This window comes from Streptacidiphilus rugosus AM-16 (assembly GCF_000744655.1).
GTDB classification, from domain to species: domain Bacteria; phylum Actinomycetota; class Actinomycetes; order Streptomycetales; family Streptomycetaceae; genus Streptacidiphilus; species Streptacidiphilus rugosus.
Genome location: NZ_JQMJ01000001.1, coordinates 106,442 through 132,431, shown reverse-complemented (window position 1 = coordinate 132,431; position 25,990 = coordinate 106,442). Strand labels below are relative to the sequence as shown.

The 25,990-nt window shown below is 66.7% G+C and carries 24 protein-coding genes and 3 pseudogenes; 16 read left to right on the top strand and 11 right to left on the bottom strand.

Annotated elements, in window-relative coordinates; all coding sequences use genetic code 11:
- Positions 1-327 precede the first annotated feature (327 nt).
- From BS83_RS00630 to BS83_RS00615, 4 genes and pseudogenes are all read left to right on the top strand, one after another.
- On the top strand, positions 328-1,719 hold the full coding sequence (locus BS83_RS00630) for an IS4 family transposase (RefSeq protein WP_198035074.1): 1,392 nt from the start codon (positions 328-330) through the stop codon (positions 1,717-1,719).
- An 86-nt stretch (positions 1,720-1,805) separates the two neighbouring features.
- On the top strand, positions 1,806-3,035 hold the full coding sequence (locus BS83_RS00625; protein WP_037599624.1) for an IS110 family RNA-guided transposase: 1,230 nt from the start codon (positions 1,806-1,808) through the stop codon (positions 3,033-3,035).
- 476 nt (positions 3,036-3,511) lie between these two features.
- Positions 3,512-4,227: pseudogene (locus BS83_RS00620) on the top strand (IS6 family transposase).
- 301 nt (positions 4,228-4,528) lie between these two features.
- The gene (locus BS83_RS00615; RefSeq protein ID WP_084712983.1) at positions 4,529-5,542 is read left to right on the top strand and encodes a D-alanine--D-alanine ligase family protein; all 1,014 of its coding nucleotides are present in this window, start codon (positions 4,529-4,531) and stop codon (positions 5,540-5,542) included.
- Between the two features lie 414 nt (positions 5,543-5,956).
- Here the strand turns inward: BS83_RS00615 and BS83_RS00610 are convergent, their stop codons facing one another.
- From BS83_RS00610 to BS83_RS00600, 3 genes are all read right to left on the bottom strand, one after another.
- Entirely contained in the window at positions 5,957-6,262 is a 306-nt protein-coding gene (locus BS83_RS00610) for a helix-turn-helix domain-containing protein (RefSeq protein ID WP_037599622.1), read from the bottom strand.
- Positions 6,259-6,696 (bottom strand): MarR family transcriptional regulator, encoded by a 438-nt coding sequence (locus BS83_RS00605; RefSeq protein ID WP_232247977.1) that lies wholly within the window; start codon positions 6,694-6,696, stop codon positions 6,259-6,261. Before BS83_RS00605 ends, BS83_RS00610 begins: the two co-directional genes overlap by 4 nt.
- A 1,150-nt stretch (positions 6,697-7,846) precedes the next feature.
- Positions 7,847-8,566 (bottom strand): protein phosphatase 2C domain-containing protein, encoded by a 720-nt coding sequence (locus tag BS83_RS00600; protein ID WP_037599620.1) that lies wholly within the window; start codon positions 8,564-8,566, stop codon positions 7,847-7,849.
- Positions 8,567-10,450: 1,884 nt separating this feature from the next.
- Between BS83_RS00600 and BS83_RS00595 the strand changes: the two genes are divergently transcribed.
- The 9 genes and pseudogenes from BS83_RS00595 (at position 10,451) to BS83_RS00560 (ending at position 18,153) form a co-directional block, all read left to right on the top strand.
- A complete protein-coding gene (locus BS83_RS00595) occupies positions 10,451-11,338 on the top strand; it encodes a ParA family protein (RefSeq protein ID WP_051942267.1) in 888 nt (295 codons plus the stop codon).
- Positions 11,331-12,368: a hypothetical protein gene (locus BS83_RS46975; RefSeq protein WP_232247976.1), complete on the top strand. Its 1,038-nt coding sequence runs from the start codon at positions 11,331-11,333 to the stop codon at positions 12,366-12,368. Before BS83_RS00595 ends, BS83_RS46975 begins: the two co-directional genes overlap by 8 nt.
- Positions 12,369-12,728: 360 nt before the next feature.
- A complete protein-coding gene (locus BS83_RS00585) occupies positions 12,729-13,196 on the top strand; it encodes a hypothetical protein (protein WP_037599618.1) in 468 nt (155 codons plus the stop codon).
- Positions 13,197-13,585: 389 nt separating this feature from the next.
- Positions 13,586-14,770, top strand: coding sequence for a helix-turn-helix domain-containing protein (locus BS83_RS41095; protein WP_157596663.1), 1,185 nt, complete (start codon positions 13,586-13,588; stop codon positions 14,768-14,770).
- Between the two features lie 288 nt (positions 14,771-15,058).
- Positions 15,059-15,907 (top strand): annotated as a pseudogene (locus BS83_RS43105) (maleylpyruvate isomerase family mycothiol-dependent enzyme); the annotation flags it as partial.
- Positions 15,908-16,341: 434 nt separating this feature from the next.
- Positions 16,342-16,626, top strand: a complete 285-nt coding sequence (locus tag BS83_RS00570) for a hypothetical protein (RefSeq protein WP_037599617.1) — start codon at positions 16,342-16,344, stop codon at positions 16,624-16,626.
- A complete protein-coding gene (locus BS83_RS00565) occupies positions 16,623-17,015 on the top strand; it encodes a hypothetical protein (protein WP_037599615.1) in 393 nt (130 codons plus the stop codon). The genes BS83_RS00570 and BS83_RS00565 overlap by 4 nt, the downstream gene beginning before the upstream one ends.
- A gap of 86 nt (positions 17,016-17,101) precedes the next feature.
- Positions 17,102-17,266 carry a hypothetical protein gene (locus BS83_RS44750; protein ID WP_157596661.1) on the top strand — a complete coding sequence of 55 codons (165 nt, stop codon included), beginning with the start codon at positions 17,102-17,104 and terminating at the stop codon, positions 17,264-17,266.
- A 266-nt stretch (positions 17,267-17,532) separates the two neighbouring features.
- Entirely contained in the window at positions 17,533-18,153 is a 621-nt protein-coding gene (locus BS83_RS00560) for a short chain dehydrogenase (protein WP_037599613.1), read from the top strand.
- 194 nt (positions 18,154-18,347) lie between these two features.
- On the opposite strand, the gene BS83_RS00555 is transcribed toward BS83_RS00560, so the two are convergent.
- Positions 18,348-19,100, bottom strand: a complete 753-nt coding sequence (locus tag BS83_RS00555) for an IS5/IS1182 family transposase (protein ID WP_037600207.1) — start codon at positions 19,098-19,100, stop codon at positions 18,348-18,350.
- Between the two features lie 107 nt (positions 19,101-19,207).
- On the opposite strand from BS83_RS00555, the gene BS83_RS00550 reads away from it, so the two are divergent.
- Positions 19,208-19,414: a hypothetical protein gene (locus BS83_RS00550; protein ID WP_037599611.1), complete on the top strand. Its 207-nt coding sequence runs from the start codon at positions 19,208-19,210 to the stop codon at positions 19,412-19,414.
- A 177-nt stretch (positions 19,415-19,591) separates the two neighbouring features.
- Here BS83_RS00550 and BS83_RS43100 read toward each other — a convergent pair whose 3' ends face one another.
- Both BS83_RS43100 and BS83_RS00545 read right to left on the bottom strand, forming a co-directional pair.
- Positions 19,592-20,236, bottom strand: a complete 645-nt coding sequence (locus tag BS83_RS43100; RefSeq protein ID WP_269664821.1) for a gamma-glutamylcyclotransferase family protein — start codon at positions 20,234-20,236, stop codon at positions 19,592-19,594.
- A gap of 236 nt (positions 20,237-20,472) precedes the next feature.
- A pseudogene (locus BS83_RS00545) lies at positions 20,473-20,784 on the bottom strand (transposase family protein); the annotation flags it as partial.
- On the opposite strand from BS83_RS00545, the gene BS83_RS00540 reads away from it, so the two are divergent.
- Positions 20,771-21,082 (top strand): hypothetical protein, encoded by a 312-nt coding sequence (locus tag BS83_RS00540; protein ID WP_198035127.1) that lies wholly within the window; start codon positions 20,771-20,773, stop codon positions 21,080-21,082. The pseudogene BS83_RS00545 and the gene BS83_RS00540 sit on opposite strands and share 14 nt — an antisense overlap.
- Before the next feature lie 227 nt (positions 21,083-21,309).
- Complete coding sequence (locus BS83_RS46140; protein WP_198035072.1) at positions 21,310-21,528, top strand: hypothetical protein; 219 nt, start codon at positions 21,310-21,312, stop codon at positions 21,526-21,528.
- 39 nt (positions 21,529-21,567) lie between these two features.
- Here the strand turns inward: BS83_RS46140 and BS83_RS00530 are convergent, their stop codons facing one another.
- The 5 genes from BS83_RS00530 to BS83_RS00515 form a co-directional block, all read right to left on the bottom strand.
- On the bottom strand, positions 21,568-22,062 hold the full coding sequence (locus BS83_RS00530; protein WP_037600201.1) for a hypothetical protein: 495 nt from the start codon (positions 22,060-22,062) through the stop codon (positions 21,568-21,570).
- Between the two features lie 47 nt (positions 22,063-22,109).
- Positions 22,110-22,289, bottom strand: a complete 180-nt coding sequence (locus BS83_RS46970; protein WP_232247975.1) for a hypothetical protein — start codon at positions 22,287-22,289, stop codon at positions 22,110-22,112.
- A 39-nt stretch (positions 22,290-22,328) separates the two neighbouring features.
- On the bottom strand, positions 22,329-22,571 hold the full coding sequence (locus BS83_RS46965; protein ID WP_232247974.1) for a hypothetical protein: 243 nt from the start codon (positions 22,569-22,571) through the stop codon (positions 22,329-22,331).
- Positions 22,558-24,030: a site-specific integrase gene (locus BS83_RS00520; protein WP_051942264.1), complete on the bottom strand. Its 1,473-nt coding sequence runs from the start codon at positions 24,028-24,030 to the stop codon at positions 22,558-22,560. Before BS83_RS00520 ends, BS83_RS46965 begins: the two co-directional genes overlap by 14 nt.
- Positions 24,031-24,390: 360 nt before the next feature.
- The gene (locus tag BS83_RS00515; protein ID WP_198035071.1) at positions 24,391-25,731 is read right to left on the bottom strand and encodes an ABC transporter substrate-binding protein; all 1,341 of its coding nucleotides are present in this window, start codon (positions 25,729-25,731) and stop codon (positions 24,391-24,393) included.
- Between the last annotated feature and the right edge of the window lie 259 nt (positions 25,732-25,990).

Here is a 25,990-nt window from a genome sequence, read left to right as displayed (position 1 = left end):
TGCGAGCCCGTCGCACGGTGACCTCTCGATACCCCAGAGCCCTTCGGAGCTCCTGAGTAGACCGGGGCCCGTGCGGTGAGCTGGTGCCACGAACGGCTTGTGTGGTGTCGGTCCGACCCTCGTGGTCGAGGCCTGGAATTAGGTCAATGCCGGGAAGTTTGAGGTCGGGGCTGGTTGTCAAGCTGTTCGGCGAAGCCCGTGTGACGGGACGGGGCTCCGCGTAGGACGGGAGTCGACCAAGACACCGTCTGCAGGGGAGCCCCGATGGTTCAGTCTGGCATGCCTGTGCGTGCCCGTGGTGGTGGATGTGCTTTTGGCGCGGGGCACTTGGGTGAGTTGACGCAGGTCATCACCCCTGCTCTCGTCGACGCCGTGCTGGAGGGGTCCGGCCGGGTGCAGTCCCGGGTGAGGAAACTGCCTTCGCGCGTGGTCGTGTACTTCGTACTGGCGATGGCTCTGTTCACGGGCTATGGGTATCGCGGTGTGTGGGCCTGCCTGGTGGCCGGACCCGGTGTTCCGGATCTCGCTCCGTCGGCGGCTGCCCTGCGGCAGGCGCGTCGCCGCGTCGGGTCCGCGCCGCTGGTGGCCCTGTTCGACGAGGTCAAGGGCACGGTGGCATCCGAACACGCTCGAGGATCGTGGTGGCGCGGGTTGCGGACCGTGGCCTGGGACGGCACCGGACTGCAGGTCCCCGACAGCCCGGAGAACCGTGCGGAATGCGGAAGCGGCCGCGGGCAGTACGGCCTGGGCGGCTTCCCGCTGTTCCGGTTGACCGCCCTGGTCGAGTGCGGGACCCGTGCCCTGATCGACGTGGTCGCCGGCCCGTGGACGCAATCGGAGAAGGACCAGTGCATGGTGCTGTGCCGCGCGCTGCGGCCGGGGATGCTGCTGCTGGCCGACCGCGGCAGCAAGGGTGTTCCGCTCGTCTGCGCGGCCGCCGCGACCGGTGCCCATCTGCTGTGGAGGACAAGCGTCGACCGGCTGCCGCCCGTGTTGCACCAGCTGCCGGACGGCACCTACCTGTCCATGGCCACCAGCCAGAACGAGCGTGCGCGTCTGGCGCGTTGGACACGTCACCGCCGCGGTGTCCCGCCGCAGGCCCAGGGCCTGGCACTGAGGGTGATCGAGGCGACCGTCACCGTCCGTGCCGATGACGGGCGCATCCGCAGCTCCGAGATCCGCCTGGTCACCACGTTGCTCGACCACCGCACGTACCCGGCGGCCGAGCTCGTCGAGCTCTACCACGAGCGTTGGCAGGCGGAGACCGCGTTCTTGGGCTTGAAGGTCACACTCAAGGGCAGCGACCGCGTCCTGCGCTCGCAGAGCCTGGACGGAGTACGGCAGGAACTGTTCGGCCTGCTTGTCGTCTACCAGGCCGCCCGGCAGATCGCCGGCCGTGCCGGGCAGAGCAACGATGTCGACCCCGACCGTATCTCCCTGACCGTCACTTTGCGCACGGCACGGCTCACCGTGGTCAACGCCTCCGGAACCACCGTGCCCGGTCCTGGCTCACCGAGCATGCCGCGGATCACCCAGGCCGTCCTGGACCCCCGCGAACTCGCTCCCGAGCACCGTCGGCTCCGTATCCTGCCCCGCCGGGTCAAGCGGCCGATCTCGACCTTCGCCTACAACGCCACCCGCAAGGACGATCCCATGCACCAGGTCACGATCAAGATCGTCATCGAGCTGCCAGTGAACCTGCCCCGACGACCTGCCTAATCTTCCCGGCATTGGGAATTAGGTCGTCTGCGTGGCTCCGCATGCGCTCTCACCAGCGCGAACGTCCCGAACAATGAGAGGGGAAAATGATCTACTGCGGCATCGACTGGGGCGAGAAGACCCACGCGGTCGCCCTGGTCGACGACGACGGCCAGTTGCTTGCCAAGCGCCAGGTCACCGACGACGCGGCCGGCTATCAGATCCTGATCGACCTGCTCGCTGAACACGGCGACACCGAGGCTGAGCCGATTCCGGTAGCCATCGAGACCTCCCGAGGCCTGCTGGTCGCAGCTATGCGGACCGGGATGCGACAGGTCTACGCCGTCAACCCGATGGCCGCCGCCCGCTATCGCGACCGCCACGCGGTCACCCGCAAGAAGTCCGACCCCGGCGATGCGCTCGTGCTGGCGAACATCCTTCGGACCGACCGGCACGCGCACCGCCCGCTCCCGGCGGACAGCGAGCTGGCGCGGGCCATAGCCGTTCTCGCCCGCGCCCAGCAGGACGCAGTCTGGAACCGGCAGCAGCTGTCCAACCAGCTACGCTCGCTGCTGCGCGAGTACTACCCGGCAGCCCTGGCCGCTTACCTGGAGCGCTGGCAGAACGGGCTCTGCCGCCCCGAGGCCCGGATCCTGTTGGAACTCGCACCAACCCCGGCGAAGGCCTCCCGGCTGTCACTCGCCCAGATCCGCTCCGCGCTCAAACGGGCCGGCCGCCAGCGCCGCATCGACACGGAGGCCGAGAGCATCCGCGAAGTCCTCCGCAGCGACTACGCGCATCAGCCGGTGCTCATCGAAGAGGCCATGGGGAAGCAGATGCTCGCACTACTCCAGCAGTTGGACGCCGCCTGCACGGCGGCCGACCAGCTGGCCGAGGCGGTGGATGAGGCTTTCCCTCACCACCCGGACGCTGAGATCATCCTGAGCTTCCCCGGACTCGGGACACAGCTCGGCGCCCGGGTCCTGGCCGAGATCGGTGACGACAAGAACCGGTTCTCCACTGCCCGCGGCTTGAAGGCCTATGCCGGAGCCTCCCCGGTGACCAGGGCCTCGGGGAAGAAGTCCAGCATCACCAGACGGTGGGTGAAAAACGACCGGCTCAACCATGCCGGCTACCTGTGGGCCTTCGCCGCCCTGACTGCCTCACCAGGGGCGAAAGCCCACTACAAGCGCCGCCGCGAAGCCGGCGACTGGCACGCCGCCGCCCAGAGGAACCTCTTCAACAAGATGATCGGCCAGCTCTACCACTGCCTCACCAAGCACATCCTGTTCGACGAATCCCAAGCCTTCCCGGCCGAACTTCCCGCCGCCGCTTGACCCGTTAGCGCCGTGTGGTGTCTCCGCGTTCGTCTGCGTGACGTCGAAGGGCTTGCCGGTGGCGTCGGCGCCAGTCGCGTTGTAGCGCAGCCTCCAGTCTCCCACGCGGCAGTCGGCGAGCACGCGGATCTCGCTGGACTTGTCGGCGTTCTCGAGTTGCCATCGGGTGCCGGCGGCGGAGTGGTACTCCAGGTAGAGGCCGGCGTGGTGGGAGAGGGGCGGTTCCACGCAGGTGATCTGCGCCCCGCCGGTGATCGCGCCGGAGTCGGAGAGCTTGGGGCCGATCATCGCGAGGACGCACTCGTAGCGGTCGGCGGAGTCGTTGTGGTCGCCGCTGCCGCTGTCGGATGCACCTCCGCAGGATGCGGCGAGGGTGGTCCAGACGAGAGCGGTGGCGAGCGCGCTGATGGCACTGTCACATTGACGGGTGACCGTGAGACGATCTTGATTTGAAGCTGCGGGGGAGGGGATCGCTGGTGTCGTCGACGTTGCCGTCGTACAAGGGCCACCGGTACCCGGCGGAGGTCATCGCGCACTGCGTGTGGCTGTACTTCCGGTTCCCGCTGTCGTTCCGTGAGGTGGAGGAGCTGATGCTGCAGCGCGGCGTGATCGTCTCCAACGAGACCGTCCGGCGGTGGTGCGCCAAGTTCGGGCAGGCCTACGCCGACCAGTTGCTCCGGCGCCGCCCACGGCCGGGCGATAAATGGCATCTGGACGAGGTCTTCGTGAAGATCAACGGGGAGCGCCACTACCTGTGGCGGGCCGTCGACCAGCACGGCGACGTGCTGGACATCCTGGTCCAGACCCGCCGGGACAAGGCCGCGGCCAGTCGCTTCTTCCGGAAGCTGCTGAAGAAGCAGGGCCGGGTGCCCCGGGTGCTGGTGACCGACAAGCTCCGCTCCTACGGCGCCGCCCACCGCGAGATGATGCCCTCGGTCGAGCACCGGCAGTCGAAGTACCTGAACAACCGCGCCGAGAACTCCCACCAGCCGACGAGACAGCGGGAGCGGCCATGAAGGGCTTCCGCTCTGCCGGCTCGGCACAAAGGTTCCTGTCCGCGTTCAGCGGCATCAGCCCCCACTTCCGACCCCGCCGCCACCTCCTCGGTGCCGCCCGGAACCGCTTCGAAATGATCATCCGCTTCACCGTCTGGGACCACATCACCAGCACGCCCGGGGCACCCACGGCCTGATCCCAGGGTAGCCACCCGGTTCCCTCATGCCCCGATGCAGCGCCAGACGATCAAGCAACCGACAACGTGACAGTGCTCGGGCAGCCCATGGTGACGGGGCTGCCCGTCACGGATGAGCCTGTCGGCGAGCCAGGGCGAGGACGGCCTGGTGTGGCGTTTGCCCTCGGCTCGCTGACGCTCGGAGAGCCGGCGGATCGGAACTCATTGCCCTGGAAGGCTGTACCTTCGGGCAGCACAGGCGACCCGAAGCACCCTGGGGCCCGCCCTCAGGGGCGGTCTCCCAGGGGAGTCGAGCGGGACGATGAAGAAGGATCTATCAGGACTCGTCTTCACAAGGACATCAATGCTCGACACCCTCTATGCCCGCGGTCCGATTCCAATCACGCCGCGCAGCAAGACGATCACCATACCCGCGGGGGGCCGGAGTTGGGAGAGCGAGCGCTCCCTGCGCTCGGCCTATGACGCCGCCGCGGTGCTTACCTCCTTCGGGCACCGTGCCAGGGTCATTGACACCGCCAACCTGGCCTTTCCCCAGCAAATGCGGGGAGCTGATGTCGCCCTCCTGGCTTTTGTGAACTGCCACGCGGAGGACGGCTCGTTGCAGGGATATCTCGAGACGTGTGGCGTCCCCTACACAGGGTCGGGGGTGCTGGCGAGCGCCCTGGCCAGGCACAAGCCGACGGCCAAGACCGTCGCGAAGGCCGCCGGAGTGCCAGTCCTGCCAGACGTCCGTGTGGCTCCCACCGTGAACAGCGACACAGCCGCTCACGAGGTTCTCACAGCCCTGGGCATCCCTGTCATCGTCAAGCCGGAGACAGGCACGGAGTCGGTGGGTATCACGGTGGCACGGTGCCAGGCCGACCTCGCGGCGTGTCTCGCAACCTGCAGCGGCAGCGAAGAGCAGCTCTTCGCCGAGCCCTTCATCGCAGGACGAGCGGTGGCTGTCGGTGTGCTCGAAATCGATGGTACGCCGGTCCCCTTCCCTGTGGTCGAGACCGCCTTCCAGGGTGAGTTCTACGACCACGACGCGAAGTGGAACCCCGCTCTTCGGACCTACAGCTGCCCGGCGGAACTCCCCGCGACGGTTTCATCCAAGCTGGCCGACGCGGCCCTGAGAGCCCACGTCGCCCTCGGGTGCACCGGCTATTCGCGCAGCGACTTCGTCGTCTCGGACGACGGCAGCATCCACTGGCTGGAGATCAACGTTGTGCCAGGCCTTCGCCGTCAGGCCACCTTTGTGGTCGGCGCTGAAACCGCAGGGATCCGGTTCGAGGACATCTTCGACAACCTGATCCAGGCAGCAGCCAGGCGATAACTACCCGCGAAGCCATTGCAGTTGACGTGGATGGCAGCGGTTCACCAGCGCGTCCCCGCGAGAACACCGGGGGCGGCCTCGCGCAGGATGTCGCTCTTCTGCCCCACCTCCAATCCTCTTGCAGGGGCGGCCGGCTCAGCTTGCACCGGTCCTTGGGCATCGCCGTCGCCGCCGTCCTGGACGCCCAGTGTCACCACGAACCGGCCCTCACCCCGCTGGAACCCTGACCGGCAGGATTCGTGGGCACCCACCGTGATCACCCGCAGCCCTTGGCCCGCGACGTGTACCTGGGAACAAGGAGTGGCGCGCACAAGGACGGATCAGATGTACTTCCGGTACATGAGTGCCGTCCGTAGGAACGGTTGAGTTCGCCCTCCGGCTCAGGGGGCGAACTCAACCTCGTCGTGAGAGCCATCAGATTGCGCGGCGCATCGGAACCACCGTCTGCTCGCCGAGTGCCTGGGGCGAAAGGCGGAAGTAGGTGATGTGCGCGAACTTCTCGGACTCCTCAAGCCAGCCGGCCTGCACCAGTTGCTTGCGGATACGACTGAACACGGTGGGGGTCATGCCGAGCTGCTCAGCCAGGGCCTGGCCCGTCTCCCGTACGACACCGCCGCGGTCGGAGTGGGACAGGGCGTAGAGCATGATGACGAGCCGCTGAGCGGGGGTGAGGTCGCTAGTGCGGCACAGCAGTGCCCGGTATTCGTTCTTTTCGGTCATGGCTGCGGGTCCTCCCAACGCTCATGGGCCGGAGTATCGGTCCATCCGGGGATCTCTGGTGGGTTCCAGGATTTCACGGCCTGGCGCTGTTCGATGCCAGGTCCGTGGAAGGCGATGTACGGGCTGATGCTGTACATGCTGATGCGACCGATCTGGCCGGTTTTGACGATGATGCGGTGCTTTGCGAGCTTGCGGAGCATGCGGCTCACTGAGTCGGCGGTCATGCCTACTTCTTCGGCGATCGCGGTGGCGGTCATATTGACCGGCATCATGCCCGGCGGGGTGCTGCCGACGAACCACAGGACAAGGAACTTCTCGGCCGGCGTGAACGCCCTCGAGGCGCAAATCGCTCGGACGCGCAGCTTGTCGGCGGTGGTGTGCCAGCCACTGTAGAGGTAGGGCGCAGTGGGGACGGAGTTGCCGTGCTCGTCCACTACGCGCCTGAGGGGGCGTGCCGCTGACACCGTTCCTCCACTCGGTGATGAGGAGTACATCTGACCCGATCGAAAGCCGGGATTGATGAACGGATCGTACATGAGCAGAGCGGCGATGAGGTGGAGCTCGCGTGCCTATTTGCCCGGTTTCAGGGATCGTCAGCTCTCTGGCGATCCCGGCAGATCGTTGGATCCGTTCTGAGGAACGCTTCAGATGTACTTTTGGTGCATCTGATACGGGTCCAGGATCGTGTTGAGACGTTCTCAGGATCGGGTCAACCCCGTCCTAGGAACGGGTTTCACGTCCGACGGAACGGGTTTGCCGTTTCCTCAGCCGTCCCCCCGGAACCGTTCTGGCAGGTCAGGCTCTGCTTCCTCGTTCCCACCTCTTCTGTAGCGAAGCGGCTGGATCTCACCTTCGGTCATGCCTCCAACCCCGTGCCCGGCATGGTCGCCGTCCGCAAGGCCGCCATGCCTGCACGCCTTCTCCTGGAAGCCGGGCTGCCCCAACACGTCATCAGCCCCCGGTTCAGGGGCAACTGTCCAGTAAGGGCCGCCAGGCCCGAGCGGTGCGGGATGCGAGCTTGCGAGTGTCCCGCAGGGCAGGCGGCAGGGGCGGTCCAGCGCGCCCTAGGCGCTGGCGGGGGTCCGGGGGCAGCGCCCCCGGGTCGGAAGGCGCACCGACCGCCTGCAGCTACCCGCTTGTCTTCTGGGGAGACTGAGGGGTCGGTCCCGTTCAGTCTTGAGGACCGGTCCACTGTTCCAGGCTGCCAACACGAGCGGCACCAGAACCAGACCGTGAACCACGCCCAGGAAGCCAAGCTGATCGTGTTGGTCGCAAAGGTATTGAGGTCCAGGCTGGGGCAACGTGGTGGCCTGGGCCGGGCTTGTGGACGTGCATGCTGTGGGCCTCGCGGGAAGGCTGCCGGCACATGGTCTGCAGGGTGATGTCGCCCGAAAGGAGCGGCGATCTTCGCGGGTCTTCACAGGCAGGTTGGGTCGTCCTCCAGCAAAGGGCGAGGAGGCGTCGTCGTCGACACCAAGCCCAGATGGTGTGGGGGTCGTCGCGGAGGACTGGGCGCAGAGGGGCCCGCGCGGTCCGAGGGTGCCCGGCTCGTTCGAGGGACGGTCCATTGTCGATACCGGTGGATCAGTTGGGTGAGGGCTTCCTGGCTGCGGTCATGGGCTGGCAGTAGACGATGGTGGCGTCGTCATGGCGTTTGCCCTGAAGGAAGCCTGTCGGCATCGCGCGTTCCGCTGCGCGGACGGCCTGGATGACTGAGGTGGGGCCGTTGTGCTGGAGGCTGTCGAGGAGCCGGTGCCAGGTCCAGTCGAACTTGTCGACAAGGCGGGAGGTTCCGTCCGTCATGACGGCGAGGCGGCGTACGTCGGCGCAGGAGATGGTGCCTGTGACGGCGTGGTGGGCGGCTTCGGGACGGGTTCCGGCCACCCAGTAGCCCTTGGGCCGATGGTCCAGGACGTTGATGAGCTGGCCGTCGTGTTTTTCGATGACGACGGGTGAGTCGGCCAGGGCAAGGTAGTCCAGGTGGCGGTCGCGGCGGCGGACGATGGAGACGGTGGTTGCGGGACTGTCCGGGTTGTCTAGGTCGCACGTGTCCTGGTGCAGCTCACGCAGTGCGGTGACGGCTTGGTGCAAAGCGGCGTCCAACGGAAGGTCGGGCACGGTGATGAGCCTCGGAGCGAGCTGGCCGGCCAGGTTCCGGGTCAGCCAGGGGACGTCGTGAATGCAGCCGGACGGCCCGAGACTCGGGGTCACCCCGTCCATCACAACCACGAGGTCGTCGGTGGTGAGCAGGTAGTCCTCATTGACGGCACCGGGTGCGGCCTTGGACAGGTGGGCCATCTCCATGTGCGGCTCTCCTCGGGCTTGTGGCGGTCGGCGCTGCAGCGTATTTGCGGTTGATTGTCGGCCCGGGACCGCTTCAGGCCGCGCATTCGGATGCCTGGCATTCACCGTGGCGGGGTGCTGTCGTGGGCTCGGAAGCGTGGTTCAGGTCGCCGGAGGCCCGGGGCAGCCGATCAGGCCGTATACGAAGCGGTCGCCAAGGCTCACGTGCGCGATGAAGGTGGGCCCCGTTGAGCGAGCGTCAGCGGGTCTGGGCGGACTCGGTGGCCCTGGCCGGACCGCCGGGTGACCTTGTTGCGGAGCATGTCGTGTTGCAACGGATCTCGACCAGCGTCGCCACCGCCAGCGTGGGACAACCGGGATTCGCTGCACGCTCGAGCCGGCCTCGTTGCGCGGCGAGTCGAGTGCTCGTAGTGAACGGCAGCAGTCGGCTGTGTCACGACAGGGGGTCGCTTGCCGCGCCGCTGATCCGAGACCGGGGCCTCCGGCGAAGACCCGTGCACAAGTGGCGTCCACGTGCAAGTATAGGGATAGATATGTGGATAGATAGTTCGAAGGCCTGAGGAGTCGTCGAGGCACGGAAGGCCAGATATAACGATGGATATGCGCATAGGAACATCCACGGCAATCGTTGTAAATATCAGTGCTAGAGCATCGACAGATGCATTGATAGATAATCTGTTGCACCTATAGATACCTGTGTCGACCGCTAGATTGATCCAAAGTGGTATCACTGCAACGATCTATGCAGTGCTATAACTTTCGATGTAACTTACGCAAAGACGTTCCCCATGACTTACGTAGTGACTAGCTGTCTGCTCAGCGATGTGCCTGACCCCCTACGTACCTGCCGTTCCAGCGCGCCAACTGTCGATCGGTCTGGCGTACGTCCTTACTGACGAACTGCTCACTTCGGCACCTTGCTGACCCGCTAGGGTACTGCTGCCATAGCTGCCTGACTGACGCCTGGACTACCCGCCCCCCTTCCGATCGAGCTGTTCCCGTCGCTATCTGCCTGCCCACCAACCTGTCGCGCTCGCGCTCGATCCATCTGCCCATTGAGCGGCTTTCCTGCCGGACTTGTGCCGTAGGCGCCTTGCGAGCGATCTGCTCTACTTACCGACGAGCCGACGCACTCTGGCGCAGTCTGACGTTCGCCCTGACGGTCCGACTCGCTTCCTGGCCGCCTGCCTGGCGGCTCGCTCGACGCCCCTGCCGCCGAGCGATCCGACGTGCAGTCGGTGTTGCTGCCGGACCCTTTCGCTGTCGGTCTGACGGGTGATCTGACAGCCCCACGCCCCCGCCCCGCAGCGGCCTATCCATGCCCCCGGCTTTCGGCTCATCTGCCTGACGCTCGCCCCCACCGCCATGCTGTCGCGCGATCCCACAGCTCTCCCGACGCCCCCAGCAGCCGCCTGCTCAGCCGCCCGCCGACCCGTCGCACCAGCGACCCACCAACCCTCCCGACTTCCTGGCGGTCGAGCCGCCTCCTTACACGTGCGCGCCAAAGTGCGAAGGACGAACTTCTCTGAACGACCACCCGCAGCGTGCGCCACGCTCCAGTTCGGCTTCAGGGGATCAATGGGTCTTCGCCACAACGGCGTTGGGAGGGGGCCCGTCCCGTACGTCGGCGCTGGGACCTGCTCCCTGCGCACATCCTTGCGATCTGCCGCATGAAATGGGCGGGGCTTCCCACGCATCTGCTGGCTCAGCTGTTATCTTCATGCCTGAATAATCGACCGACAAGAGAACAACGATCTCGGCGGGCTGGTCAACTGGGGCCCGTCCGGGCGGGACAAAACCGGATAAGAGGCAACCACGGCTGATCGTCGGAGCCTGGATTGTTCTTGCGTCGGCGGAGCCAGGGCGTGGGAGGAGTAGCAGGTCATGATGAGAGTCATCACGGTGGCGAACCAGAAGGGTGGGGTCGGCAAGACCACGACCACCGTGAACATGGCCGCCGGACTGGCGCTGATGGGGAAGAGGGTCCTGATCGTGGATCTGGACCCGCAGGCTCAGGCTGGCACCGCAGTGGGGGTGAACCTGCCGATCTCGGAGACGAACCGTTCACTCGGCTGGGCCTTGCAGGCCCAGCTGCAGGGCATCTCGCTCGACCTCAGTGAACTGATCTTCGATCGTAGTCAGCTCATGGGGGAGTTCCAGGAGTACGGCGGAGCGCTGCACTTGCTGGCGTGCAACGAGGGTTCCATGAGTACGGCGCAAAACCTCGTCGCGGCCGAGGGGTACAAGGCAACGCCGATACTTCGGCGCATGCTGGCGACCGTGGCGGACAAATACGACTACGCGATCGTGGATGTGCCACCCGCGATCAATGCGTTGGCTGCGGTGGGATGGGCTGCGGGCGACTGGATCGTGACGCTCTGTTACCCCGAGTACGCCACCGTGAAGGGGGCGGTGACGCTGGCCGGTTCGGTGAAGTTCGTCAGCAAGAACACCGAGGGGGAGTGCAATCCGCAGTACCTCGGGGTGATCTTGAACAAGACCAGTGCTCCGTCAGCGTGGAAGGAGCAGGAGATCGAGGTCCGTTCCGGTGTCGTCGAGGCCGGCCTTCTGCCGTTCATCTCGGACGTGCGGGCGAGCGAGTTCATCTCCAAGGCGTACGGCATGGGCGTGCCGGCGGTCTTGACGCACACCAACCACGCGCCGGGAAAGCAGTACGCCGCACTCCTGCAGGAGATGCTCGTGCGGATGGACAGCCCGGTGGAGCAGTGGCGGATCGCGCCAGCGCCGGAGACGGAGGAAATCGGTGTCTGAGCGCCGTCCTAAGAAGCGGCCCAACGTCTTCGCGCAAGTCGTCGCCAACGCCGATGAGGTCGTGCACGCGTCGTTCATCGCTTCCGGGCCCGCTTCGGCGTCCGGGAACGCGGCGACTGCCGGAGCGGCCCTGATCCCCGCGGAGGGTGGGGCTCCGGACACTCTGGCTGCCCAGACCGGCGGCCCGGTCCTCGAATCCCTCGCTGGGGCGGTTCCCGATGCGCCGGCGCCGGAACGGCGTCCGGCGCATCGGGAACCCACCTTGGTCGAACCCTCCTTCCTTCCAGCTCCCACGCCGGCGCCGCAGACGGAGGTCCCCGGACCGGCCACTGGGGCTCAGGTCACCGCAGAACCGAAGATCGTCTCCTCCGCCGCACCAGCGGCGCCGGATCCTGTCATGCCCGAAGCCGCTGCCGCAGACCAGCCCGCCCCCCCGGCGGCCGAGCCGTCCGCCGATTCGCCGCCACGACTGGGCCACGCCGACGCGCCGGAGGGAGAGCGCGCTGCCGCCACACCGCTGAAGGTATCGCCTCGTCCGCGTCAGGCGGCTGCTGCCCGGCGCAGCGGCGGGGTGCACTGGTCCCATCAGGCCGTGATGGAGAGCTTTGCCAGCGCGACTATCGAGTCAAAGAACTGGAAGCTGCATGGCTTTCGCATCGTGCCGGAGATAATCGCCCAGTTGAAGAACCGTATCAACGCGGACCGCCGTAGCACCGGCATCTCGAAGCTGGCCATCAGCCACTACCTGGATGCCGCGCTTCGCCACACGCCGACTGACGTGGAGGAGCAGATTGCCCTCGCGCAGGAGTTCCTGACGGTTCGGATGGGCATGGTGGAGTCCGGTAAGCAGTCGACCTACCGGGTGGGACCGCAGGTATCGGCCTTGGTGTCGGACCTGAACGTGGGTCTGCAGGAGGCGGACTACGGGCGCAAGGGCATCTACGTGGTATCCGCGACCATCGAGTCGTTCCTGGGGGCGTTGGACGCGGGCGGCACGTTGCACCGGCCGGAACTACCCAGCATGCGCTGAATCTTGCCGTGCCAGGTTCCGCCTGGCGATATACCCATGGGTGCAGTCATCGATCAACTGATGGCTGCACCCATTGTTGTTTGCCTTGATGCAGCGATGGGTGCAGCGCCATACCTTGCGCGCTAACTAGCTGACTGACTGTCGACCGGACGGGCGGATCAGCGAACCGTCTCCCCATCTGCCTCCTCGACGATAGAACAAGATAAAGCGTCAACAGAGCAAAGCCCCTGGCCAAATCGAGACATCTAGGCCCTCGACACCTTCAATCGGCCGAGTGAACCTCTCGCGTCAAGAGAAGAAATGCGTGTGTATTGCGGTACTGTGACGCTGCAACACCCATGACCCGAGGGAAGGAGCGCGATGGCCGCAACGCTGTCCGCCTACGCCGTGGCCAATGCCGCCCACGTCAGCCAGTCCTGGGCCTGGAAGGCCCGCGACGCCGGCATCATCCACGCCCCGTACACCGAGGAGGACGTCATCGCCCTGCAGGTCTACGCCTGCGTGGCACCCCTCGTATGGCCCGGGGAACGACGCGTGCGCAGCGAGAAGCACGGACTGGAATTGTGGCAGTCGCTGGCGGTCAACGCCGCCCGCGAAGCCATGAGCGATCCGCACATGTGCCCCGAGACAGTCCTGTGGGTGCTGCAGGACGCAGCGCTCCTAGCCAATACGGCGGGGGAGCGGGCCGCCCTGGAGCTCGACCAGCTGGCCGGGCGCACCGCATTCAGGCTCCCACTGGGGGAGTGGATTGCCCAGGTTCCCAAGACCCTCGCTCAGCTGCCCACCTCGCGGCCGCGCAAACCGCGGCCGCCGATGTCCGCCGCGTAACACCACGCCCGCTCGGCCACTGAACCGCTAGCGCCGAACACCCGCCACAGACCCCAAGGAGCCGCACACCCCACAACCGCATAACCCGGCGACCACTGACCAGCCGCACACAGCAGGTCAGGTGGTTTGTCGTTGCCATTTTCCCTCTGCCGCGCCCGGAGTCCGCGTTGAGCGCCAGCCGCAGGGCCAGTTCAGTGCTGCCCACACCCAGGAACAACGTACACACCCCGTCCAACCAGTCCCCGTTCACGCTCATCTCGGACCCAGCCCTGCACGAGCTCGCCACCACCGAGTCCCGCCAGATCCGCCACCCGGCCGACTTCCTGCACGCGGTCCGGTGGGCCGTCGCCCAGGGCCTCCACCCACGCGCCACCGCTACCACAGTGGCAGTGGCTGAGAAGCTCGCCGCGAAGGCCAACCGCGAAGGGCACTTGGCCTATGCGCGCGAGCGGCTCGCGGCCGAGCTCACGGTCAGCCTCAGCACCGTCCGCAACCACACCCGGATCCTGCGCGAGCTGGGCCTGCTCGTCTGGGTCGAGCACGGCACTCGCCGCAACGTTCTGCGCACCAAGAATCCTGGCAGCCGCCCCACCTCCTACACAGCCACCGCGACAATCTTCGCGACCGTCGCGCCCCCCTACTGGGACCATGCTATGGGTCGCACCACCGCCGGCCACGGCTACACCGCCCGCCTGGTCTCCGTCGACGACCTCGGCCGCGCCTACGAAACCGCCCTTGCCCAGCTCGCCCGGAACCCCGTACCCGGCGCCACTCGACGTTGCCCCCCTTCTGTCACTGGTTTTTCTCGTACTCAGAACTTTGGGCAAAAGGGTGGAGATAACTACACGCGCACGCGCGGGGCCAACTCCTTCTCCCGCCACCACCAGCACACGAACACACCGCACGTGACACCCACCCAGCTCGCCGGACTCATCGCCGCCGCTGAGCAGATCAAAACCTCCGTCCACTGGCTTGCCGCGGTGTGCGCAAGGCGCCTCGCCTTCCAGCTACGCGAGCGACTGCTGCAGGCCACCACCCTCGCGCCGCTGATCAGCGAGCTTCGCAGCATGGCGGTGAATCAGCTGATCCGCCGTCCGCTTGCCTTCCTTGCGACCTGTCTCAGCCATCCCGCAGCACCCGAGCAACGCTTCGACACCCCCGTTGCCTGGGCCCCCGTCCTGCCCGCACGACCGGCCCCGGTCGAGCTGCCCGTTTTCGATGGCCAGCCCGAGTTCACCGGTCCGAATTTCGATGGCGAGATTGAACTGCTCGAACGGTGGGACGCGTACTGCGCGCAGCGGGCCTTCGCCGAAGCTCTCGAGCGCTGGCGGGACCTAGAGCACCAGCGCGAGATCTACCACGACCTGGTGCCGGTGTATCCGGTGGTTGAGATCGCCGTTGATGACACAGGTGAGCGCTGGGCCGCGATGGTCGAACACAGACGCCGGACGCACGCTGCTGCCTTCTCCCGCAGCGCTGCGCTGCGCGCCCAGTTGCGAGCACAGTGGGTTGCTCCCCAATCCGGCGGCGGCATCACCGAACGGCCACTCACCACAGTGGCTCTGCCGCAGTGAGCCCGGGGTCTGGTCCCTTTCAGCCGCGGAATCGGCGCGCCGGCACCGGGGGGAGGTCGGGCTCGCACTGTGCAACAGCCCGGGGCGCGGCGGATCGGGATCCGGGCCAGCGCAGGCCGACGACCGGTGATCTGGACCTCGGCGCGAACTACTTCCAGCTGCTGACACCGGCAGCGGGAGTTCGTGGCGGCTCTGAGCCCATAAAATAAGCCAGCGTCATTGATTTTTTTCTTGGGCGGCCTGCCATCCTCGACGCAGGCGCAGGCGCAGGCGCAGGCGGAATCAACCATGGCGGATCCCGGACCGGTGCTGGCGGACTTGGAGGCGGAGTCGGCGGACCTGGACGCCGCTGTTACCGGGCTTAGGGTGGACTAGAGCGCCGTCACCCCCGCGCCCGGGTAGACCATCGCCCACCGGATCGCGCACCTGACCTGGACCGATGCCAAGGCGCTGCTCGCCGTCATCGCGCCCGAAGCCTTCGATGAGGAGCTGCGCCGGGCCCTGGCGGCGGGACCCTACTACGCCGACGCCGCCCCCGCGCCGAGGCCGCCACGCCGCGCGAGCAGTTGCTCGGCGCTCGCCGCCGCCCTGCGCCAGCCGCGCCCGAAGCCCGATTTCCCTGGATATGGGCCACCGATGAGCGCCGCGTCGATGGCCACCGCGCGGCTGATGGAAACCTGGGCTCATGCCCAGGACGTCCAGCAGGCCGTCGGTCTACGCCCTGCCCCGACCGCACGCCTGCGCCACGTCGCCAGGCTGGGCGTCCGCACGCAGGACTTCGCCTACGCCGTGCACGGGCTCACCCCGCCCGCCGAGGAGTTCCGCGTCGAGCTGACCGGTCCCGGCGGCGTGGCCTGGGTCTTCGGCCCGGCCGAGGCGGGGCAGCGGGTCACCTGCCCAGCCCTGGACACCTGCCTGGTCGTCACTCAGCCCTTCGACTGTCAATGGACGTGTAGTTCTCCCCGGTTGGGGCCGTAAGTGGCCGCCTACGGGAGCTTACGAAGTCCGCCATCATTCGACCCCACCGATAGCACGTTGCGTGTTCAGGGGGAGCAAGCCGCGGCCTGGCTGAGCATCGCCCAGGCCTTCGCCGGACCGCCCGGCGCGGGCCGTGCGTCCGGGAAGCCGCGGAACGGCGATGACCGCTCTGCCGGTCGCCGATGTGGGCCGTGGCTATATCAGCGCCGCTGGCCCCATCAGAACAGTCTGACCTGGACTCACGTGAGTGTTCGATTCAGGCGTGAAGTGGCCCCACTCGGAACCGCTTCCAGCGCGCGGGGGTTCACGCGGGCGTCGGCGGCCTTCGGGATCCGCTGCTGGAACAGGTGGCTGAGTTGGCGATCCGGCCGTTCAGGTCGGCGGGGTCGTTTCGGTCTGGTTTTGGTGGGTGAGACAAGCGCGATCCGCCCCGCCCCAGCCCGCCCTTCATGGTGAATTTTTTGTTGCGAGCGCGGGTTTGGCTGCTCGGCTGCGTGCCCCTTGTCCGTTGGTGCTTGCGACCCTGGGGCTGGCGGGCGGGTTACTGTGCGGATACCAGAGAAGCTGCCATAGTTTGACTGTAGGATGTGTGTATGGGGAACACCACGATTCAGGTGACGACCGAGGTCCGCGATCACCTTGCTGTGCTCGCCGCCGAGCGAGGCACTACCATCGGCGCGTTGGTGGCGTCTTTTTCGGCGTCCCAGTTGACTGATCAGGAACGGGCCGAACGCCAGCGGGCCGGCCGTGAGGCGATGCGTCGGCACCTGCCCAATCCGCCGAGCGACGAGGTCCTTGCGGGTAGCGAAGGCGCGTTGGAGCGCTTCTATGCCGTTGCGGCCGAGCAGCTCCTCCGCGGTGGGGACGCTGCCGCGTGATCCTGCTCGACACGGGGGCGATCCGTGCCTTCTGGAACAGCCACCCGGTTGTCTCTCGGCTTGTCGACGACGCGAACCGCACCTCCGGCCGGCCTCTGATCGTGCCCACATTTTGCCTGCTGGAGGTGGAGCAGCAGATCCCCGGTGCCGGGATCACTGTGACCGCGCAGCCGGGTGTCATGCCAGAGCCGCTGACCACGCCTGCCGCCCTTGCGGCTGCGCAGATCTTGCACCGCTACCGGGACCTCACCCAGGGCATGGCGGTTGCGATCGCCACCGCGACCGCCCCAGTAGAGCGCGGTGAACCGGCCCATTTCATCCTCACTGACCATCCCGACGCCTATCCCCGCGGCATTGTCGCGGTGAGCATTGATCACCTCGGACTGTAGAGCGGTCTAGTCCAGGTCTCGCCTGTGGTGGCCTGTACGAGTAGGGTGCACGCGGCGAGGCCGTGCGGGCCTCCGGTACGTGGTTCATGGTAGCCCGGCAGGACAAGGTGATCCCGCCGGACGTCGAACGCTTCATGGCCAACCGCGCCCACTCGCACACCATCGAAGTCAAGGCCTCCCACGCGGTCGCCGTCTCCCACCCCGACGACGTGACCGGCCTCATCCTGAGCGCCGCACACACCGTGGGCTGACGGGCCGCCGGAACGGTACGGACCGGGGTGTGGCCGGCCGGTCACCCATACTGGTCGGCCGAGGCCAATGGGGAGGGAGTCGGCCGTAGCCGTTCTACCGAAGACCTGGTCTTGCCTCCTGCCAGCGGCAGAGGGCCCGACAGGTGCCGGAGGCCAGGACCGCCGTCCTGACCTGGGGCGTCACCCATGTATGGGTGATGTCGAGTCGGGCGCTGACCTCGTACAGCCCCGCGCACCTCCTGCCGGACTCTCCTAGCCTGGACGCTATGACGAAGCGGCAGCAAAAGATCCTTCTCGTCGGCGCGGGCGGCACGCTCGGTACGGCCGTCGGCCGGGCTCTGAGGGCACGAGGCCACGAGGTCCGCACGGTCGGCCGAAGCTCGGGAGAACTGCGTTTCGATGTCTCCGACCCGACGCAGATCACCGCTCTGTACCAGAAAGCCGCAGCAGACGGTCCCCTGGACGCCGTGGTCTGCGCGGCCGGATCGGTTCCCTACAAGCCGCTCGCCGAATTCTCCCCGGACGATTGGCACTCCGCGTTCGCGGGCAAGATCCTGTGCCAGGTCGAGCTGGTGCGTCAGGGACTCCCGCACCTGGCAGATCGCGGCTCGTTCGCCCTGACCACGGGGATCCTCGGTGAGCAGCCGATCCCCACCGGGGCCGCTGCCTCCCTGGCCAACGGGGCCGTCGAGGCGTTCGTCCGTGCTGCAGCGATTGAAATCTCCCCGCAGCGCGTCAACGCCATTTCGCCCAACGTCTTCACCGAGTCGCTCGGCGTCTACGGCGACTTCTTCCCCGGCATGGGCTCGGTGCCACTGGAGCGCGTCGCCGAAGCGTTCGTCCGATCCCTCGAGGGAGCACAGACGGGACAGATCTACCGGCTCTGATCTCCGGACCGTTGCCCGCAGACCGCAGACCCCAAGTGCACAGCCGTGCCGGCGAGCAGGACACCGGCCCGGTAGCCCTCACCGGAGATCAACTCGCTCCGGGTGTGTCAAATTAACCCCGGACTTCGCACATGGGTTTTAGGTCTCCAGCCAGCGCGGGCGGGTTTCGTCGATGCCGAGATCAGGGAGCGTTTTCAGCGTTGCCTCTCGAGAGTGAGGACGGCCTTGGCCGCTGACTGGAGCCAGCCTGGGCTGCAGCGTGCATGGCGGAAGATTCGCCGGCGTTTGACGGTGCCGACGCCGCGTTCGACCGGGCGGCGCAGCCGGGCGTGGGCCTTGTTCAGCGACTTCTGCTTCGCGGTGAGCTCCTGCTTGGGTCGGCGGCGGACCACCGGGACGGCGGTGCCTGGGCCGGCTCCGGTGTACGCCAGGTCGGCGAGCACGGGGACCCGCAGACGCGCGCAGGTGGCTGGGATACGGTGCTGGCGGGCCGCGGTGAGATCATGGGTGCGACCGGGCAGCGGCCTGGAGATCCACAGCAGATTGCCTGCGGCACCGGTAATGACCTGCAGGTTCACGCCGTGGCGGCGGTGTTTGCCGCTGTAGTCGGCGCGGCCGTCGCCGACCCGGTCGCACGGTGCGAGGGTGCCGTCGACGAGCACGTACTCGCTGCTCTCCTCGCGCAGGGCTTGGGTCAGGCCGGGCGCTCTGCGGGCAAGGAGGTCGGTGACCGCATGCACGTAGGCGTGGGCGGTGCCGACACTGATCCCGAAGCCGGCCGCGAGCTGGGCCAGGGTGTCGTGTTTGCGCAGGTACACCAGCGCGATCAGGGCTCGCTGGGACGGGCGGAGCTTGCACCGGCGGTCACCCTCACGGGTGACAATCAGCATGGTGACCCACTCGACGATCGCATGGGGCAGGTCGAGTGCGGCAGGATATGTGACCAACGAGGCCTTCTGGGTGATGAGTTGAGACTTCAAGCACCTCTCTCAACACCCCGAGGGCCTCGGGCGTTCTCCTGCGGTCAGCGGTCACGTGGGACATCACCCGATCGGTGCCCACTCTGAAAAGGCTCAATGCCTTCGAGGCCTACGACGTCGCCGCCGAGGTGTGGCTGACCCTCTCCGGTCTCGCCGCGGCCGGCGGATTGCCGGGACCGGACCGCGTGTGGACAGTCATGCGGCAGATCATCACCGTTGTCGTCACCGACACGCACCCGTGCGACAGCCCGCTGCCCTGCGCCCCGCAGCCGCGTCGCTAGCAAGGGTGCTTGTGTGCCAACACACCACGGTGGCCATGTGTCGACGCTCCCGCAATTCTGCGAGAGCGTTGACACCATGCTCATGATGGCCTTCCTTGCCGCCGTTCGGAGCCGGCGCATACCCCGCTCCATGAACGCTTTCCTGGCCCAGACATTCCAACGAGGTCCCGCCTGTTTTCAGGTAGCAGTTGGAACTGCGCGCGCATTGGTTTCCGTCCAAGTCAGGTGTTCGACGGGCCAAGGTGGTTTTGGGGTAGTTGCCTGGTACTGGTCTAGTGCGGCCTCCCCCAATTCTCGGAAGCCGTCCTTGATGATTTCCAGATAGTTTTTCATCACGACGACCGATGCGTTCGCTGAGAGCGCTGTTTGTAGCTGAGCGGAAATTTCCGGCCTTGGAACGTATGTGATTACGTGTGCACTTTCCTGCTTTTCTGCCCAACTCACGTGAGTGCTGACGTCGATGCGCTCGTACCCCTGCTCGCGCCGGTCCAGGCGGCCCAGGTCGTCCTCTGAGACCCGGTACACGGCGCCGATGCAGGTGTCCTTGGCGTTACTGGGGATGAGTCCCAAAGCCACGGTCACCCCGGTAAACTCCGTTCCGTCCGTGTAGCGGAGCACCCGTCCTAGATGCGCCGACCTAAAGGTCGGCTTGTTCCAGGTGCGCTTCCAGCCCCGGAGTGCGGCCTCGAAAGGGCCTTCGGCATTTATGAAGGAGCGGCCAACTGTCTGAGCAATCGAGCGCTGGCTCACCAAGGATCCGTACCCGAAGACGTAGAGATTTCCACATCTTCGAGTATTCTCGCCCGGAGATTTCTGGAGCAAAATGTCACTTCCTATCTGGATGGGCGAATGCGGCGTCCATGCTCTCTCGCCGATTCGATGCTGAAGATGCGCAGGAGGGCGAACGGCGGGGCGATCGATTAAAACGATCGGGCACGTTGCTGCCGGACATGCAGCAGTGCGAGGAGAGCTCGGTCGTCATCGCGTGCTCCCTAAGGGTGTCCCGTAATGGATCTTGGGATGCGTTTGGGCGCTTTGGGGGCTGGGTCCACGTCTGCTCAGCTGGCCTGGATGAGGTTCTGCAGGCGGGCGACGCCGAGCATGGCGTGGTGGACGCCGTCGTCGCCCTTGAGCCGGCAGTCGCGCAGGATCTTCCAGGTCTTCATCCGGGCGAAGACGTGCTCGACGCGGGCCCGGACCAGCTTGTGGGAGCGGTTGTGCTCGCGCTTCCATTCGCAGAGCTCGCCGCCGGCCGGGCGGCGGTGTGGGATGACCAGGCCGGTGCCCGGGTAGCCGTCGTCGGCGATCGTGGCGGTCTTCCCCACCGCCGCCTTTGCTCCGGACTCGACCCAGGCCTTGCAGTCGAAGCGGCCCGGTGAGGAGGCCGAGGTCGACTTCGCGGACCTCTGGCTGGACCTGGCCGGGCAGCGCCGCAAGTGCGTGCTGTTTACGCTGCGGCTGTCCTACTCCGGCAAGGCCGTCCACCGCGTCTACGCGACCGCCTCGCAGGAGGCCTTCCTCGAAGGCCACCTGGACGCGTTCACCGTGCTGGGCGGTGTCCCCTCGGTGCACATTCGCTATGACAACCTGCGGCCGACGGTGAAGCAGGTCCTGTTCGGCCGGTCCCGGCTGGAGTTGAACCAGTGGGCGAAGTTCAGATCGTGGTAGCAGTTCTCGGCCTTCTCCTGCGCCCCGGGCGAGGACGGGGCGCACGAGAAGGGCGGCGTCGAGCACGAGGGCGGAAGCTTCCGCAGGAAACATCTGGCCCCGCCGCCTTCTCTGAACTTGCCGCTTGAGACCCCTCGGCTGCCTCCAGGCCCTCGATAGAGTTGGGGTGATGACGGGGGAACCGAGGCCGCTGGCCAACGATCGATGAGGATCGCGGCGTCGAGGACGTGACGCTGCTAATCCTGGAGTGGCTGGGCGAGCAGGGTGTGAACGCCATGATCAGGATGGACGCCGAGAGGCTGGCTGACAACGCGCCAGCGTGGACGTTCGCCGCCAGCGGCGGCCCGTTGAAGCATGGCATGCGAGCTGACGGGAGGACTGTCCAGCAGTGCATGTCCGCCGCGCTGGCCCAGCTGCGCGACGCTGGACTGTCGGTTCCGTTCTGAGTCGTGGTGACGGGCGGTCAGGCACCGGTCTGATGACCGTCAGCCCATCTTCCCGATTTTCATGGCTCGTGCTCGCTCGCCGGTGTTCTCTGGGCGGATTCGTTCGGCCAGACAGCGCCGGTGGGAGATGACGGTGTGACTCCCCGGGCCGTCGTTGCTGCGAGAGTCCAGGATGAGGGCGTCCCCACCCGGGCTCAACGTGATCCGTTCACCGCAGAAGTCGCAGCGCCAGGTCATCGACTCCAGGTCGGCGGGGCGGATGCTGAGCCGCACTGATACCGGCGGATGCCAGCGGTGGATCTGCTCGATCACTGCATCGATCTGCGAACCGACCGGTGGAAAGAGCGCGAGTAGTTCGTCATGGCTGCTCGTGGTCCGGGAGAACTGCTGGATCATGTCGATCGAGGCCGACAGGTCGGCGTGCTCGTGACCGATGATCTCGACGATCACGCCCCATGGGTGATGGCTGAGGACCTTTGCCTGAACTTTCTGGCCAGGCAGCAGCGCCAGACTCTCCGTCTCGAACCTCTCCACGAACCGCTTCTCCATCCATCAGCCCAGCAGGCCGGACCGGGTAGCGCTCATGTCCGCGCCTCGTTGACGTCGGAGCCGATCACCGCGCTCAGGGCCCGCAAGGCGTCATCGTATTGGTGGCGGTCGAACTGGAACGGTCCGAACCCCGTGTAGTCGCGGGCCGTGCGGTAGGGCTGCTCGAAGGAGTCCCAGGTCACGAGTTCGGGGGTCGCGGTGATGTGGGCCATGAGCGGCCAGCATCCCCACTCCCTGCATTCGCAGCCGAGCTACGGCGTCTTCGGCCCCATCGCGTTGGTGGAGCGACCGTGGAAGTGGTCTTCCATCGGGCCGAAGCGGAAGAATTCTGGGATGAGTCCGCCGTAGGCGTCGCCTGCGGGCTGCATCCCGGCGTCCAGTTCGAACCTGTCGATCAGCTCGGGGAGGGGGATTCCGTCGATGCGCAGGACGATCTCGAGCACGCCGCGATCGTCGCGCTGTCGGCTGTCGAACCGGATCTCATTGCGGGCCATCCTTGGATTGTCCCAGCTCGTTGCTTCCCGTTGGCAGTCTGGCTTCGGCTGTGACGTGACGTCCCGCGATGTCGGGGAAGGCGGGCATGCCGAGGTGGACGGCGGTGGTGCGGTGGGTGATGAGGTTGTCGAGTTGGGCGGGTTTGGCGTTGGCCGCGGCGAGGCTGACCTTGAGGCCTTCCGCCTCGCCGGCCCACCCCTCGCGCTCGGCCTCGGCGATCCGGTCGATAAGGTTGTCGCGGATCTCGACGAGGCGGGGGCATTGCGTCGGCGTGACCCGCAGGAGTGGGCATCGGATGCAGCTGTGCTCGTGGATGCAGCTGGTGCCGTAGGCTCGGCCGCAGGCGCCGAGGGCGACCTTGCGGCGTTCGAAGTGGCCGAGGAACTCTTCCCACTCCTCCGCGGTGGGGCTGCGGTATTCCTCGCTGGGCCCCAGGTCTCGGCGGCGGGCGATGAACGCGCGGTGCCCGTTGATGGCCTCCTCGGGATAGACGGCCTTGTAGCCCATGGTCGTGCTGATGTCGCGATGTCCGAGGATCAGCTGGGCGATGTGGGGCGGCATGCCGTTCATGACGGCATCGGTCGTGAAGATCCTCCGGAAGTCGTGGGGAGCGAAGTGCAGCGGCTTGCCGGTGGGGTCAGTGAATCCGGTGGCGGCGAGCGCGTCTTGGAGGAGGGTGCGGATGCCGTCGATGGGGATCGGCCGGTCCTCCAGTCCGATCTTGCGCTGGAACAGCAGCGGTAGGGGCGGGTTCCAGACCTTCTCGTCATGGTCGTAGGCGATCACGAGCGGGACGCCGCCGTCGGCAGTGCGGACGCGGCAGATGATCGCCGAGAGCACGTCCGCGAGCCCCGGGGAGACGACCAGAAGCCGTTCCTCGTCGGACTTGGACGGGGCGATCTGCACCAGGGGAACGACCTCACCTGTGCTCGGCAGCCGGTATTGGACCAGGCTGTGGTGCGAGACCTCGCTCAGCTCCTCGATCCGGATCCCGGTCATGCGCAAGACTTCGACCGCGGCCCAGCCCCAGAAGGAGTTGCTCTCCTCCCTGGCCAGGTTCCGGCGTCGCCCGGTTGCGGGATCCTCGGCCCAGGGGTGAGGGGAATGCCGCTTGAGGGCCGCGCGCCGCAGGGTCTGCCCACCGGCGGTGAACAGCTCACCGGGGCGGGCTCGTTTGGCGGCGGCCAGACGGGCGGCGGCGGCCTTGCGGTTCCGGTCGACCGCTTCGATCAGTGCCGGCAAGACGGGGAGTCGCTCCTGGGTGCGCTGGTCCATGCGGGCCTTTTGCCGGGACTTCATCTTGCGGTGCTGCACGTCGGCGGCGCGGACTGGACAGGGGACGGCCCACGGGCCCCAGCGGGAGGGCTCGTCCAGGGCCCACTGGGCCAGGTCCAGGTAGAACGCGCGGACGGTCATCAGCGTGTCGGACGCGGTGGCCCGCTCCACCGTGGTCTCCACGACCTGGCCGTGTTCGTTGGTGCTGCGGACGGTGCGGATCTGCAGGCGCCGCTTCCAGGCCGTGGCGACGTCCGGCGCGAGCCGCAGCGAGTCGATCCCGGGGTGGTGCTTCTCCAGGTCCTTCCAGAACCACAGGGCCAGCGCGGTCGCAAGGCCGGTCAGCGTGTTGTAGTCGACGGCTCTGCCAGGCCCTTGAAGACCTCACTACCACCGGGAACCCCGCTGCGGCCGAAGCCGCCACGACGGTCGAGACCGCGTACCGCACCGCCCGCCAAGCCCTCACCTACCTGCGGGAGGAAATCCGCCGCCACAACGGACAGCACCAGTATCTGACCCCCGGCAGGAAACACGCGTCCTGGCTCAGGCGGAGAACCACACTGTGCGCAGCTCGTAGTCGCTCAGGGGGATACCGCTTTTGTGGGGGGCGAGGCCGTTCAGTTTCGCGGTGTGGGCGCCAATCTGATTGAAGAAGCCCCAGATGATGTAGCCGCCGCGGTCGTACTCGATCTGCTGGGCTTGGCGCAGAAGGCTGGTGCGGGTGTTCTGGTCGACGGTGGCGCGCGCCTGGGTGACGAGACTGACGTAGCGCGGATCGGTCCAGTGAGTCTCGTTGAACGGCGTACCGGGCAGGCTGCCCTCAGTTGCTTGGAGGATGTAGTTCCGGGTGAACCAGTAGTCCTGGGCGAAGGGCCACTTGAGGTAGTTGTCGCCGTAGAGCACGCCTGGGTCGACCTGGCGTACGTGGACGGTGATGCCGGCGGCGGCGGCCTGCTGGGCGAACAGGTGTGCAGATTCCACCAGGCCGGTGGCCACTGGCGCGGTGACAAGCTCGACGGTCAGATTCTCGTGGCCCGCCTGACGGAGGAGGGCCTTGGCCTGGGCGATGTCCTGGTGCCGTTGCGGGGCGCTGGAGAGGTAGGCGGGGTCGAAGCGGGCATACAGGTCGTTCGCGACCACTCCGTGGCCGCCCAGAACCTGACGCACCATCTGCCCTCGGTCCACGACCAGCCGAAATGCCTGGCGAACGCGGTCGTCGTCGAATGGAGGAGTGTCCACACGCATAGTAAGAGGCAGCCAGCCGCCGGTCTCTGACTCCAGTACGCGCAGGTCCGGTCGGCGGCCGACGGAGCCGATCTGTCCTAGCGGCAGCTCGTCGATCGCGTCGACCTGTCCGGCCAGGAGCGCATTCACGCGGGCGGTTTCATCGGGGTAGTCGACGATGGTGACCTTGTCGACGTACGGCTCGCCCGGACGCCAGTAACGGTCGTTACGAAGGAACGTGCTCTCCTTGCCGGGAGTGAAACTGGAGTAAGTGAATGGCCCGCTTCCCACTGGATGCCTCGGGTCGTAACCCACCGGCACGACCCCCGTGCTGTAGACCGCAAGAGCCTCGGGCAGGGTCACATCCGGATGCTTGAGAGTCAGCTGCAATGTCAGCGAGTCGACGATCCTAATGTTGTTCGGGTCAACCGATGCAAGGCTGGGCGCCGCGTCTTTCGGGTTTGCAGGGTCGAGGATCCGGCGGAGCGTGTAGACGACGTCCTCCGCCGTGACGGACTTGCCGTTGTGGAACACCACCCCGGAACGCAGTCTGATCGTCCACACTCGGGCGTCAACGGAGGGCTGGATCGATTCGGCCAGTGCGAACTCCACGGCGTAGTCCGCGTTGTAGATGGAAAGGGTGTCGTACAGCTGGATCACGCGAGCGATATCCGGAGCTGCCACTGGAGTATGGGCGTCGATTGTGTCCGCGGTCGATCCGCCGGTCACGCCCACCCGCAGACTGCCGCCCCGGCGCGGCACCCCTGGACTGCCCACCCCCTGCGACGGCGCCCGAGACGTACAACCAACCACAAGCCAACCAGCACCAGCCAGCCCCACACCAGCCCCCATACGCAGAACTTCGCGACGACGCGGTCCCCGGGGCGATCGAGGCACCTTTTCCGCCGCGAATTTTGAA

Coding starts and splice junctions, on each gene's coding strand:
- BS83_RS00625 (WP_037599624.1), top strand. CDS start 1,806: ATGATCTACTGCGGCATCGACTGGGGCGAGAAGACCCACGCGGTCGCC.
- BS83_RS00615 (WP_084712983.1), top strand. CDS start 4,529: ATGAAGAAGGATCTATCAGGACTCGTCTTCACAAGGACATCAATGCTC.
- BS83_RS00610 (WP_037599622.1), bottom strand. CDS start 6,262: ATGACCGAAAAGAACGAATACCGGGCACTGCTGTGCCGCACTAGCGAC.
- BS83_RS00600 (WP_037599620.1), bottom strand. CDS start 8,566: ATGGAGATGGCCCACCTGTCCAAGGCCGCACCCGGTGCCGTCAATGAG.
- BS83_RS00595 (WP_051942267.1), top strand. CDS start 10,451: ATGATGAGAGTCATCACGGTGGCGAACCAGAAGGGTGGGGTCGGCAAG.
- BS83_RS00585 (WP_037599618.1), top strand. CDS start 12,729: ATGGCCGCAACGCTGTCCGCCTACGCCGTGGCCAATGCCGCCCACGTC.
- BS83_RS00570 (WP_037599617.1), top strand. CDS start 16,342: ATGGGGAACACCACGATTCAGGTGACGACCGAGGTCCGCGATCACCTT.
- BS83_RS44750 (WP_157596661.1), top strand. CDS start 17,102: ATGGTAGCCCGGCAGGACAAGGTGATCCCGCCGGACGTCGAACGCTTC.
- BS83_RS00560 (WP_037599613.1), top strand. CDS start 17,533: ATGACGAAGCGGCAGCAAAAGATCCTTCTCGTCGGCGCGGGCGGCACG.
- BS83_RS46970 (WP_232247975.1), bottom strand. CDS start 22,289: ATGGCCCACATCACCGCGACCCCCGAACTCGTGACCTGGGACTCCTTC.
- BS83_RS46965 (WP_232247974.1), bottom strand. CDS start 22,571: ATGGCCCGCAATGAGATCCGGTTCGACAGCCGACAGCGCGACGATCGC.